The sequence below is a fragment of the Limisphaera sp. VF-2 genome (assembly GCF_049537125.1).
GTDB lineage: Bacteria > Verrucomicrobiota > Verrucomicrobiia > Limisphaerales > Limisphaeraceae > Limisphaera.
This window is the reverse complement of the sequence record NZ_JBMVQY010000002.1, coordinates 480341-493614: the sequence shown is the minus strand read 5'-3', so window position 1 is coordinate 493614 and position 13274 is coordinate 480341. Positions and strand designations below refer to the sequence as shown.

Below are 13274 nucleotides of genomic sequence, written 5' to 3'. Positions count from 1 at the left end.
CACCCGCGGGGCCGGCGAACCCGTGGCAATCGGCCGCGGCAACAGGGCGCAGCCCCGACCACTCAGGGTACCGGCGCCCAGCGACCCCACCAATCCTCGAATGTCTCGGGGGGACGGACCTGGTGAATCTCGCGACCGTCGTGCCAGTACACGGCGGCCAAACCATGAGAAAACCGGGTTTCCCAAGAAAGGTGATACGCTCCGGCACCCAGCCACACCAGACGATCGCCGGGTCGCAACCCAATCGGCATGTACCCGAGAGCCAACTGGTCAAAGGCCATGCAGGTGGGGCCGGCGACGGAGGTTAACATCCGTCGGCCCTTGCGGGTGGGGATGGCAAGCAGCGGATGCTGCTCCCAGGTGGCCACCAGCGCATGCAAGGTGCGGCCCCCGTCGCAGATCAAATAGCGCAATCCGCGGCGCTGTTTGACATCCAGAATCTTCACCACCAGCACCCCACTGCCCGCGGTCAACCATCGCCCGTTTTCAAGCCAGTATTCCTCCAGGCGTGGAAACCAGGAACGCGCACGGGCCAATACCCGGGCCATGGCCTGCAGCGAAAAATCCCGCGCCATGGGCCGGCCGGTTCGGTCCCATGTGAATTCGGACGGCCACCCGCCGCCACAATCCACGTAGCGCGGGTGCCAACCACAGCGGCGACACACTCGAGCCGCCTCCTCAAGGGCCCGGGCGTAGCGGGCCACCGAGGGGACCTGGGTGCCCAGATGAAAATGCAACACCACGGGTTCGACACCGCGGCGGCGGAGCTGACGCAAAACGAGCGCCGCGGCCGAGGGATCCATCCCGAACTGGCTCGAATCGGAGGAACTTGCGCGACCGTGTTCCGCTGGTAGATGCAGGCGCAGGCCCAGTTGCCAGTCTCGCCGCAGGGCCAGGGGTGTCAGCGCCACGGCCTCCGCCGGCGAATCGAGATTGACCCAGAAGCCGCGCTGCCCGAACCGCGGCAACCAGTGGTGCTTGGCCGGACCGTTGATCAGAATTCGATCGGGAGCAAACCCCGCCGCAAGCGCAGCCTGCAATTCAAATGCGCTGACCACCTCGATGGGCCGGCCCAGGTCTTTCCACCATCGCCACAACGGGGGCAGGGGCTGCGTCTTCGCCGAGAACCAGCAGCGCACGGGTAATCCGGTCAAGCTGTTTTCCAGGGCTTCCAGCGCTTCCTGCACCGGCACAACCGAGAACAAGTAGAACGGCGTGGGTTCCCGGGCGAGCAGCGGTCGCACGAGGCGGATCCAAAAACGCCCGGTCCTGACCGGGACCTCGAAGCGGGTCTGGGAGACGGGATGCGTGCTGGGCGCTCGAGAGGACACGACGCGCGGGCTCAGGGGGCGGGCAGGGCCCGGAGATAATCGCGGAATACCTCGTAGCGGGGGGGCAACCGGTCGTACGACTCCGGGCGCTGATCCAAACCGGCCAGGCTGGCGGGGGCCTCGGGGCGGAACCCCAGGAGTCGCTCGATTTCCTCGGGAAACTTGGCCGGGTGGGCCGTCTCCAGCACAAGGGCAGGCAGATCGCCGAACGGCTCTTCCTGCCGGTATTGTTGATAACCGTGCCATGCCACGGCCCCGTGAGGCTCGAGAAGCAAACCATGTTCGGACCAGGCAGCCCGGATGGCGGCCCGGGTTTCTTCATCGGACACGGAAATACTCCACAGCTCCCGTCGCAACCTCGCCCAGTCGGGTTCGCGATGCACGCGCCCGGTTTCACCCATGCGGCCACCGTACACCGCGACCAAGCGAGCCAGGTTGCTGGGGTGTCCGACGTTCATCGCGTTCGACAAGCAGGCCCGCGACGGTTCCACTTTCTCGTAGCGGCCCGTGGCCAGGTAGCGGGGGAACTCGTCATTCCCGTTGACGGGCACCAGCAGGCGGTGCACGGGCAGGCCCATGCGACGCGCAATCACGGCGCCCATCATGTTGCCAAAATTCCCGCTGGGCACCACCAGCAGCACCGGCTCGTCCACGTCGGCCACCCGACTGGCCGCATAGAAGTAATAAACCATCTGGGGCAGGAGTCGGCCGATGTTGATGGAGTTGGCGGACGAAAGCTGCAGCGATTGCAAGCCGGGATCGGCGAAGGCCTGTTTGACCATCGCCTGACAGTCGTCGAACTTGCCCTCGATCGCCACGGCATGAATGTTGCCGCCCAGCGTGGTCATCTGCCGGCGTTGACGGTCGCTGACTTCTCCGCGCGGGAACAGCACCACGACACGAATGCCGGGTACGCCATGGAAGGCGCTGGCCACGGCCGAGCCCGTGTCGCCGCTGGTTGCGGTCAGAATGGTGAGCGGCCGGCCCTCCTGCTGCACCAGCCGACCCAACACGCGAGCCATCCAGCGGGCGGCGAAGTCCTTGAACGAAGCCGTGGGGCCCCGATCCAACCGCAGGATGAAAACCCGGGACTGGCCGCGAACCGGTTCCAAGGGCACGGGAAAATCGTAGGCCTCCCGACAGATCTGAAGCAGCTCTTCCTCACGGAGCAGACCGGCCACGTAGGGTTGCAGCACGCGCGCCGCAATCTCCGGATACGAGGCCTCCCGCATCCAGGCGCGCGTGGGCCGGTCCAATTGGGGGAAATGCTCGGGCAGGTACAAGCCCCGGTCCGGCGCCTGCCCGCGCCAGAGGGCTTCCCGCAGCCCCACCGGAGGAGCCTGTTCGTTGGTGCTGAAGTACCGGATCATGCGCCCGCGTTCGGATTCGATGGCCCGTCCTGGTCCAGCGGTTCTACGCGGAAGCGCACGGGCGGAGCTTTGACCACCGGCAGCCGCGCAATCCGGGCCAGGGCGCGACAGACCGCCCCGTCGGGGGCTTCATGCAGCATGAAGATCAACGGCACCACCTCGCCGGTGTGCCCCTCCGGCTGGATCACCGAAGCGATGCCGATGCGCGCCTGTCCGAACACGGCGGCGATCCGGGCCAGGACTCCCGGTCGGTCCACCACGCTCAGGCGCACAAAAGAGCGGCTCACCACCTGCTCCATCGGGACCACACGCCCACCGGGCGTCTGTTCCACGAAGGCCGGGCGGCGCTGTCGGCTGCCAAATCTCAGATCCAGCGCCGCGTCGGCCAGATCGCTCAGCACCGCGCTGGCCGTGGCGTCCTTCCCGGCGCCGCGTCCGTAAAACAGCGTGTCCCCCACCACGTCGCCCCGCACCAGCACGGCATTGTACACTCCCTGGACGCCGGCCAACACGTGCCCGGTTGGAATCAAGGCCGGGTACACCGCCACCTGAATGGCCGGACCCCGACCCCGCCCGGGCGCGGCGCCGTCGAGCCGTTTCACGATGCCCAACAGTTTGATGCTGTAACCCAGTTGCGCGGCGAACTGCAGGTCCAGGAGCGTCACGGAACGAATCCCCTCCACATGGATTTGCGAGGGTGGAACCCAGAAGCCGTGTGCCAGCGAGGCCAGGATGCCCGTTTTGTGTTGAGCGTCATGGCCGTCAATGTCCAGATCCGGCGGCGTTTCCGCGTAGCCCTCGCGCTGGGCCTCGGCCAGGACGGTGGCAAAATCCGCCTGTTCCCGGGCCATTCGGGTGAGGATGTAATTGCAGGTGCCGTTCACGATGCCGTACAGGGCGACGATCTGGTTGCCCACGAAACCTTCCCGCAGCGCTTTGATGATGGGAATGCCGCCGCAGACACTGGCTTCGTAATAGAGGTTGGTGCCGTGCGCACGCGCCTCGGCAAACAGTTCGGGGCCGTGCGCCGACAGCAGGGCCTTGTTGGCCGTGATCACCGGCTTGCCCAACCGCAGCGCCGTCCGCACGATCGTCCGGGCCACGGTCGTTCCGCCGACCAACTCCGTCACCAGATGGACGTTGGGGTCCTCGACCACCTCGCGCCAGTCGGTGGTAAGCAGCGACCTCGGAATCGGATAGGGCCGCGGCTCGTCCACGGCTTTCACCGCCACTTTGCGGACTTGGATCCGTATTCCGATGCGGGCGGCCAAAAGTTCCCCGTTGCGTTGCAGGGCGTGAAACACACCACTGCCCACGGTGCCGCCGCCCACCATGCCCAGGTTCAGCACTTCCATAACGGCCGCTCAACTTGCCGGGAACGCTTTCCACCGACAATCCCTTTGTGGGAAGAGCCCGAATAACCGGCGCGTTGGGAAAACGGGGCTTGCGACGAGCAGCTGTTGTCCCAAGCCCTCGTGCAAAGTCCGACGTCAGCCTGCCCCGGGCACGGTTTCGCCCTTGCTGCCGGCCTCTGTTTGGGGTTCGAGGGGCTTCGAGGCATCGTCGAATCGAAGCCAGCCGCCCAAATCCGTCCCCACGATTGCTGTCGCCTGATCCCGGCCGAAACGTTCCGCCTGCCTGTGTCCGGGACGGGGCCGCGGCAAGTCAGGTTCCACACGACCAGTGCCTCACCTACGGGCCAAAAACATAAGCTGCGGCAAACCGAAGACCGGTCGCTCGTTCAGCTCCGCCAACGGGCAGACGGGACTCCGCCGTGGTTTCACCCCCGGCCTTCTGGAGCAGTTTGCGGAGTGCAGGCCGGGGGCCGAGGCCGGTTTGGCTGCCAGGGCGGTTGTCTCCTCGGGTGAACCAGGAGCGGGCTTTCAGTTTCGCACGCGACCGGTGCGGAGGGAATCGGCCTGGAAAGTGGGCCACGGAGAAGGGGCTAGGGGCGCTTCCGCGCGCAACGCGTGCAAGGCGTAGTACGTGAGGATGTAGATGGTGCCGTCGCGGGCCAGGGCGGGTGTGGAGAGAATAAAGCCCTGAAGCCAATTGTGCCATTTGTAATGGCCTTCCGGGGTGACGGCATGGAGGGAGCCGTCGCGGCTGCCGACCAGAAGGGTGCCGTTGGCGCAAACCGTGGGGGCTGCTTCGATGTCGTCCCCGGTGGCATAGCGCCAGAGCAGACGTCCGTTGGGATCGTAGGCGCAAAGGTGCTGATTGACGCCCACGTACACGTTGCCGTCCAGATCGAGGACGGGCGAGGAGGCGGTGATCCCCCCCGTACGGGTTTCCCAGCGCAGACGCCCGTCGGGATCCAGGGCCACCAGTTGGCCGCGTGCGGTCGTGAAGTAGATTCGTCCCTCCGAATCGAGGGCGGGGCTCGAGAGGATGGCGCCCTCGGTCTGGTAACTCCACCGTTCCGTGCCGTCCGGGCTGAGTGCATAGAGGCGGCCGAGATGAGTGCCGAAGTACAGGGTTTGATCCGGACCGACGGCGGCGGATCCGGAGATTTCACCGGCGACTTTGACTCGCCATCGCAGCTGGCCCGTGGGGGAAAGCGCGTAAAAATGCTGGTCCCAGGATCCGAAACATATCGTGCCGTCGGCAAGGAGTGCGGGAGACGCGTCCACCCATTGACCAGTGCGAAAGCTCCATTTCAACGCGCCTTCCGGGCTCAGCGCGTACACCCGTCGATCGCGACACCCGAAGTAGAGGGTGCCGTCCGGGCCCACCGTGGGGCTGGATTGGATCTCCATGCCGGTGGCGAACTGCCATTTGCGGGTGCCGTCGGGTCGGAAGGCCACGAGCCGGCCATCGAACAGGCCGACGTAGATCGTGCCGTCGGGAGCGATGGCAGGCGAGCATTGGTTCCCGGCCCCCAACGCTGCCTGCCAGAGGTTCGTGCCCGGGCGCAGCAGGGGCTGCGCGCCCACACTTGTGCAGAGGAGCAGACAAGCGGCGGCCCAGACCCAGAGTTGCGTGCTCGGACCTCCTCGCGCCGATCTCCAGTGTCGCCTCATGACCCAGTCAGTTAAGAATGCGACGGACGGGCGGGCAACCCTTTTGGCGGGGCACGGTCCCCACGCGCAGGGTCGCGGAAGGATGCGAGGGAAAGCCGAGGTAACGGGCGGGCCAGAGGGATTGCGGCCGGGCCAACGGGCCGTGCCGGGCTGAACTCCGCGGCGCATTCTTGGGGCAACCAAGAATCCTCGGCGGAATGTCGGTGACCCTCGGCAGGGCGAACCCGGGGAAACCGACATTCGCATAGAGTCCCTGAATCTGGGGCCCGCAGACCGAAATGCACGCTCCGCGGTCCACGCATCGCACGGTCCATTTAGGCGCCGAAGGCGCACCAATTCGACAGCCCGGGGCAACGCCCCGGGAATGCGGTCCGCAAAACCCACCGCGCCCTGAAAGGGCGCAACTCGAGGACCCCATCGCATCAGGGCATGTGCGCACCGAGTTCTGCCCCTTCAGGGCACGATGTATTACGGCCTTCCGATTGCCGAGGGCATTGCCCTGGGCTGGTGAATTCCCGCCCCGATGGGGCGGATCCAGGGCTTGCTGAAGGAGGAGCCATGGATCCGGTATTGCGCAGTGCGGTTTCGGGCAGGGCCTGCGTCCCGGGCCGGCGGCCCTGCACCTCAATGGGGGAAACCTTCACCGCGCAGGATGCGTAAGACCCTTCCGATCCTTGATGGGTTTGAAGGAACTCAATTTGCTGAGGCTGCTTTTGGGAGCATTGTCCCCCGCAGCGTGGGCGCAGTCAGGGTTTGTCAGCGCCTCAACTTCGTTGTTGGCGGACCGCACGGGGCGAGCCCACGCCAAAGGCGCATCCCGTCCACCGGCTCGGGGCGGCGCCTCAGGAACCCGGCGCGCCGAAGGCGCACGGAAGTCGAAACCGCTCACGCAGAATCGACGAATCTCGTTTTGGCCAAGCCGCCGGATGGAGCCTGGTGCATCCACGCTCCGTTGGAGCAAACGCAAAGCGCGCGGGAGGCGCCAGACTTTCCGGCTCTTGGTGGGACTCGCGAAAGGAATCTCCCTCGGCCTGTTATGGACCAAGCCGATCGCACCGTTGCTGCAGGGAGGGCCCTCGGCACCGCACGTGGGCTGTCCGGCGTCTCTCACATTCTGAACGTCCCTTGGAAGCTCTCCGGCATTTTCGGGTCCGCCGAGCACGAGAAAGCCAAGGGAAAAGCGCATCTCCACGGGGACCGTTGAATCCGGCGCTCCATATGACCGAACTGCGTTCCCTTGACCGGACGCCGGCCGCTTTTGACTTGGAGGGGCCGACGCGTTCCCGCATGTTGGGTGGCAATCGAGCGGATGGAAAGCCTATGAAAACCAACGGTACCCAGCAGGAGCCGGGCATCGACCGGCGCACCTTCCTCAAACGATCTTCCCTGGCAGTGGCGGGCACAGCGGCCATCACGGAGTTTCCGTTCGTGATCACCAGCCGGGCCGAGCCGGACGATCCCATCCGGATCGGGTTGATCGGCTGCGGCGGGCGCGGGGGCGGGGCGGTGCTCGATGCGCTCGGGGTGGCCACCGAAGTGGTCTATCCGCGCGAGGGTTATCACACCGAAACGGTCAAGGAGGGCGCGGCGGTCCGACATAAAAACGTGTCCGTCATTGCGCTGGCGGACGTGTTTCCCGACCGACTGGCCCATTGTCGGCAGAATCTGGCCCGCGTGGGCATCCGGGTTCCGGATGACCACTGCTTTGTGGGCTTTGACGCATATCAGAAGCTCTTGGCCATTCCCGAGGTCAACTACGTGATCCTGGCCGAGCCGCCGCATTTTCGGCCGCGGCACCTGATGGCGGCGATTCAGGCCGGCAAGCACGTGTTCATGGAAAAACCGGCTGCGGTGGATCCGCCCGGGGTGCGTTTGGTGATGGAGGCGGGCCGGCTGGCAAAGGAAAAGGGATTGGGCATCGTCGCCGGCACGCAGCGCCGGCACATGCGCAGTTACAATGAAACCATTCGACGCATTCGCGACGGGGCGCTGGGCGAGCTGATGTACGGAACCTGTTACTGGAACGGCGGTGTCATCTGGGTGGTCGAACGCCGGCCGGAGTGGACCGACATGGAGTGGCAGCTCCGCAACTGGAATTACTTCACCTGGTTGTCCGGGGACCACATCGTGGAACAACACGTGCACAACCTGGACATCATGAACTGGGTGATCGGCGATCATCCGATTCGGGCGCGGGCGCTGGGCGGGCGCCAGGCCCGGCCGCCCGGACCCACGTACGGCCACATCTACGATCATTTCGCCGTCGAGTACGAATACGCCAACGGCATCCGCGTGTTCAGTCAATGCCGGCAGATGGATCACTGCGACAATCTGGTCGGCGAGTTCATTGCGGGCACCAAAGGGACCAGCAACTGCCAGAGCTGGATTCGGGTCAAAGGAGGCGAGAGCTGGCGGTTCCGCGGCGATGAGGTCAACGCCTACGAACAGGAGCATCTGGATCTGATTCAGAGCATTCGTGCAGGCCAGCCCCTGAACGAGGCCCAGGCCATCGCGGAATCCACCCTCACCGGCATCATGGGTCGGGAGTCGGCTTACAGCGGCAAGACCGTGGAGTGGGACACGATCTTGAACTCCAACCAGCGACTCGGCCCGGAGAAATACGAGTTCGGGCCGCTTCCCTTCCCGGAAGTGCCGATTCCCGGGCGATACCGGTTGAGCTAACGGCCGCGGCGGGCGGGGAGGCCAACCACAGGACGTTGGCCGCGAAAGGCTTGCCCCAGCGGGCGTCGTTGTGCGGGGTTGGACGCCAACCCTGCCCCGCGCCGCTGCGAAGTCGGCCAGGTCCGCAGTGCGGGCATACACGGGTCCCGCTGTGACCGCACAGGTGCAAGCCACGAGCACGGGGGCAGAGAGATCTCCGCGTTGCGCTTTTTCCGCCCGCCCCCGGGAAAGCCGGTTCCAGGCACCGCGCGGACTTCTTTGGAACCAGGCGCATGGAAAGTTCGACGGAAAGCCTCGCCAAGCGGTGAGAGGAACACGGGGCAGCCCCTGACTCCGATTCCGCCAGAACCGCCGCAGGTCCGATCTTGCCCGCAGGTTTTTGCTCCTGCCGTATTCCCAAGTTTCAGCCGGCCGGCGGGCAACGGCCGGAAGGAGTTCCGCAGTGCCCGGGAGAAGGTCAAAGGCAGCCCGGCCAACGTTTGGCGCGTCACCGGCCTCATCGCCTGCAAACGCCTGCGCAGCGCTGGCAGACTCGAGGGGCTGCGATCTGGCAGGCGGGAGTAGCCAGCGCCACCCGAAAACCCACCGGGCATCCAGAACCGGGCGAACGGATCCACACGAGTGTCCAAGGGCACCGTGGGCCCGCGGTCCGGTCTCTTGAAGCAGATTGCCGAGGCCGCGACTCGCGACGAAGCCTGAATTACGGGGTCGTCGGCACGGCTCGGGGACGCCCTTGGTCAGCCGGGCCGCACCGACGCCGGCCGTCCCGTGGGTGGGTTGCCCACCCTTCCTTCACCTGCACCGGGTGTTGGGACAGACTCAGGATGTGGAGGAACTCTGAAATGGACGAAGCTACCCAACAGAGAATGCGGTAGCTGCATGGATGACAGATCACCGGGCCGGGTGTAGGGTAGGGACGGGGTCGCAAAGCTCGAGGGGTCATGGGCAGAGTGTTCGAGCAGACGCGTCCGCCGGCGGTGGCGGGGCTGTTTTATCCGGACGAGGCGCGTGAACTCGGCCGGTGCGTGGAGGCATTTTTGCAAGAGGGTCGGCCGGCCCGGGCGACCGATCCCAAGGCCGTGATCGCGCCGCATGCTGGATACATTTACTCCGGACCGGTGGCCGGAACGGCCTTTCGACCGTGGGGGCAGCTCGGGCAGGCGGTGGAACGTGTGGTGTTGGTGGGCCCCTCGCATCATGTGTGGTTCGAAGGGCTGGCTCTGCCGAGCGCGGCTTCCTTTCAGACGCCGCTGGGTCGGGTGCCGGTGGACAGTGATGCGGTGGCGCGAATCGCCGACCTGCCCCAGGTGCGCGTGTTCGATCCGGCCCACGCTGCCGAGCATTGTCTGGAGGTGGAACTGCCGTTCCTGCAGGTTTTGCTGGGCCGTTTTGCAATTGTGCCGTTGGTGGTGGGCGAAGCAACGGATGAGGAGGTGCGCGAGGTGCTGGACCAGCTCTGGGGCGGGCCGGAAACGCGCATCGTGATCAGCTCGGATCTCAGTCATTACCATCCTTACGAGACGGCCCGGCGGATCGACCGCATGACGGCGGGGGCCATCGAGGCGGGCCGGGCGGATCCGCTTACGGTTCAGCATGCGTGTGGGTTTCGGGCCATTCGCGGCCTGTTGCGTGCCGCGGCGGCCCGCGGGTTGGTGGCGGAGACGGCGGACCTGCGGAATTCAGGGGACACGGCCGGGCCCCGGGACCGGGTGGTCGGCTACGGGGCGTTTCTGTTCGAGTCGCGCCACTCGGCGGCGCCTGCACCCTCGAAGGAGGGGAAGGCAGATTCGCCCTAGGTTGTGAGCGGGGCGGATCGCTGGGCGGTCCGGGGGCTGGCTGTCGGAGTCTCGGGCGCGCCGTGGTCCAGAGCGGGAGGTCGGGTATGTGCTGCGCATGCGTCAGGCGGGGCTTGAGCAGCTTGCCAGGGCAGAGCCGGATTCCCGGGCCGCGGAGCCGCAACCGCAGAAGGCGCACTCTCTGAAGATTGCTTTCTCTCCGAATCGGTGGCGCACCTCGAGGAACCGCCGGAGCGGTCAAGATTTCACTGTAGATTCCGCCGGCCCGTGAGCGCCCCGGAGCAGGCACGTTTCACTGCCGGCTTACCGGTCGGTCGGACGGATTCAGCACTGCCTCTCGTGGTACGGTCCACACGTGATTCCCGATCCGCACGCGAGGATCGCCAAAGCCATGGAAGATCCGGATGCGTCGGGAGGTGGCGAGCGGGCGACCGTCGAGGCTGCGCAGCGTGAAAAATGGCGGTGCGGCGTATTCCAGGCCATTCCAGCACAGTGCGTGAAAGGCGACGAAACGGTCCGAGTCCACCACGAATCCGCCCGGCGGCAGGAGGACGGAGCCGAAGCGGGGACTGTGCCATGCGAATTGTCGCGAGCCGCGGTTCACCACCACGGTGACAGCCGAAGAGCCGTGTCCAAACACAACCTGTTCCACGCCGCGATCGGATGTCAGAAAAGCGTGCCGGCTCATGGGCAGGTCGGCCGTAAGGGCGTTCAGGGGAGAAAGCAGCTCGTGGGTGTTTTTCAGGAAGCGATCGAAGGGGTGCAGGCCCTCGGCCCACCCATGGTCGGCCCGGAGGAACAGGGCGGGGTCCGCGGCGTTCCGCGGGTCCCGTTCGTCCTCGGGGGCCCATTGCACGGCCGAGCGATCCAGGATCAGCCGACCCACACGGATGCGTCGTTCGTCATCGGCGCGCCCCCGCAGCCAGGCCCGGCGACCGTCTCCGGGCTGGTACAGTCCCATGCGAATGGACACGGTCGGGGGCAGTGCCTCCGGCAAACGGAGACGGAACGGCCCTTGTTCGACTCGCCCCGTCTTCCATCGGGACGTGGCGGGGACGGGATCGTGATCGTTTTGAAAAAGGATGCGTCCCTGATCATCGCAGAAATGGACGAAGACCCGCCAGTCCTCTTGCAGCGGCTTCTCCACGGTCCAGGCGTAGCGGATCTCGATTTCCCGCGGGCCGACGAAGGTGACGGCGACCACCTCGGGTTGGGCCGCCTCGACCTGCTCGCGTTGCCAGTAAAGACCCGGCGGCACCTGGTGGTAATGCAGCGGGCGGCCCAAGACGAGGTGATGAAGCACGTAATCCGCGGCGCGTCCGGGATCGAAGCCGTACTTCCCGTACACCTGAATGCACGGCCGGTACACCAGCTCGAACAACGGGACGGGCACGGCTTCGAGCTCCGGCACCAGATTGCGGTTGTGGAAGAAGGTGCCGCTGACGCCGGCCAGGCCTTCGAAGAAGTCTGCATGCGGGATGCCCCATTCCCGGCCACATTCACTCCCGAAAATACCGAACAGCGAGCGGGCGTAATCGCACAGGGCCTGCTTCCAGCGCATGTCGTCGCCCCGGCGCAGCGGATGGCGGGGATCGTAACACTCGTACAGGCCGGCGGCGAAGGTGGTGTCGATGAAATAGGCGTTCGCGCCGGAAAGGGCTTTGACGGCAGGCAGATTCTGGGGACGCCGGGCCAGGTCGAGGGCGCTGCGGGAACAGACGATGTAAGCCCGGCCGCCGGCCCAGACCCCGCCGCGGGTGGCGGAACCATCCGGGTTTTTGTTGAGGCATGCCTCATCCCAAGAGGGCGCATCCCGGTACATGTCCTGGTAGTTGTCGTGGAGGCAGAGCACGTAGCCCAGCGCCAGGATGCGTTGACATGCCGCACGGAACGCGCTTTCGCCACCGCATTCCGGGGCCGGTGGGAGGATGTCGGGATGTTGATTGTCGTAGCCGCGGTGGATCCAGCCGCCGAGGGTGAAGAGCACTCGATCCAGTTGAAGATCGTGCTTCAGATGTTCCGCCACCCGGGCCGCTTCGGCGAAGGTCCAGTTCAAGCGGACCTGCTGTTCCACGGTGCTTTCCTCGTTCATCCGACGGTCCAACAGGCTCCAGAGCTTGACGTTGGATGCCCCGAAGAGCTTCTGGCGGTCGGGATGTTGGCGGAGTTTCTCGGACCATGGCACCCACCAGCCTGCCTGGCGGGCGAGCGCTTGATAGGTCCGCGCAATCTGCACGTAATCGCCGCGTCCGGCACAGACCCAGCGGATCCGCCGGGCGGTCGGGCCGCATTCGAGTGTGGCGGTAAGGCGCGCATGGGGCCGGGCGACGTCCGGGCCCGAAAGAATCCGCCGCAGTTCGACGCAGGTGTAGGGATCCTCCCACGACCAAAAGCTGGCCACTCCGGCGCGCACAAGGCCGAGCATGGCCATGTGGCAGCCTTCGTAGGCATAGGTGTCGAAGCGGTGCCGAAAGGCCCGGGTTCCTCGGGCCGGGACCAGAATCCCCTCCCGCACGGGCACCACGGCACAGGCATCTTCCGAGTCGCGACCCACCTCGAGGCCATCAAAAAGGTGCAGCGATTCGACCTCCAACGCGGCGTCCGCATCCCACACGAATTCGAATCCCGGGAGGTCCGGCAACGGTTGGATGCGGATGCGGAGCAGGGCCCGGGGTTGTTCGGGCGCGGGGTGAAACACCGCAAGCAGGCCGCGCGCGTCCGGTTGCACTTCGCACCGCTGCAAGGTCGCCCGCTGGAGGCCGCCCGGGCGACGCAAATGCACCAGACCCAAACGCGATTGCCCGGGATCGGATCCCCAGCCGACTCCGCTTTCCCAATGCACCAGGGCCCAGGCCCCCGTTTGCGGATCCAGCACGAATCGCACGGGACCATGCTCAAGCACTGCGGGGCCGGCGGTCAGATCGGTGACCAATGTGCAGGCGGCCCAGACAAGAGCAAGAATCGGATGGTTTCGGCGATGAGATTGGCGCGCGGGCATGGGCACCTCGCTGCACCCCAGCTTGGGCCCCGGCCCATGGCCTCGCAAGTACGCGTTTCTGAGCCGACCTTGCG

General features: G+C 65.9%; 7 protein-coding genes. 2 read left to right on the top strand and 5 right to left on the bottom strand.

The genetic code is table 11. From position 1 onward, the window contains the following. Positions 1-62: 62 nt before the first annotated feature. From ACPDIT_RS09325 to ACPDIT_RS09310, 4 genes are all read right to left on the bottom strand, one after another. The gene (locus ACPDIT_RS09325) at positions 63-1244 is read right to left on the bottom strand and encodes a diaminopimelate decarboxylase family protein (protein ID WP_423442931.1); all 1182 of its coding nucleotides are present in this window, start codon (positions 1242-1244) and stop codon (positions 63-65) included. 98 nt (positions 1245-1342) lie between these two features. After that, positions 1343-2701 (bottom strand): threonine synthase, encoded by a 1359-nt coding sequence (gene thrC, locus ACPDIT_RS09320; protein ID WP_423442930.1) that lies wholly within the window; start codon positions 2699-2701, stop codon positions 1343-1345. Continuing rightward, positions 2698-4056 carry a homoserine dehydrogenase gene (locus ACPDIT_RS09315; protein WP_423442929.1) on the bottom strand — a complete coding sequence of 453 codons (1359 nt, stop codon included), beginning with the start codon at positions 4054-4056 and terminating at the stop codon, positions 2698-2700. Before ACPDIT_RS09315 ends, thrC begins: the two co-directional genes overlap by 4 nt. Before the next feature lie 528 nt (positions 4057-4584). Further along, positions 4585-5637 carry a PQQ-binding-like beta-propeller repeat protein gene (locus ACPDIT_RS09310; RefSeq protein ID WP_423442928.1) on the bottom strand — a complete coding sequence of 351 codons (1053 nt, stop codon included), beginning with the start codon at positions 5635-5637 and terminating at the stop codon, positions 4585-4587. A gap of 1407 nt (positions 5638-7044) precedes the next feature. On the opposite strand from ACPDIT_RS09310, the gene ACPDIT_RS09305 reads away from it, so the two are divergent. Both ACPDIT_RS09305 and amrB read left to right on the top strand, forming a co-directional pair. Further along, positions 7045-8406, top strand: coding sequence for a Gfo/Idh/MocA family protein (locus ACPDIT_RS09305; protein ID WP_423442927.1), 1362 nt, complete (start codon positions 7045-7047; stop codon positions 8404-8406). A 941-nt stretch (positions 8407-9347) separates the two neighbouring features. Then, positions 9348-10202 carry an AmmeMemoRadiSam system protein B gene (gene amrB / locus ACPDIT_RS09300; RefSeq protein ID WP_423442926.1) on the top strand — a complete coding sequence of 285 codons (855 nt, stop codon included), beginning with the start codon at positions 9348-9350 and terminating at the stop codon, positions 10200-10202. Positions 10203-10494: 292 nt separating this feature from the next. Here amrB and ACPDIT_RS09295 read toward each other — a convergent pair whose 3' ends face one another. Next, positions 10495-13086 carry a DUF6259 domain-containing protein gene (locus tag ACPDIT_RS09295; RefSeq protein ID WP_423442925.1) on the bottom strand — a complete coding sequence of 864 codons (2592 nt, stop codon included), beginning with the start codon at positions 13084-13086 and terminating at the stop codon, positions 10495-10497. Between the last annotated feature and the right edge of the window lie 188 nt (positions 13087-13274).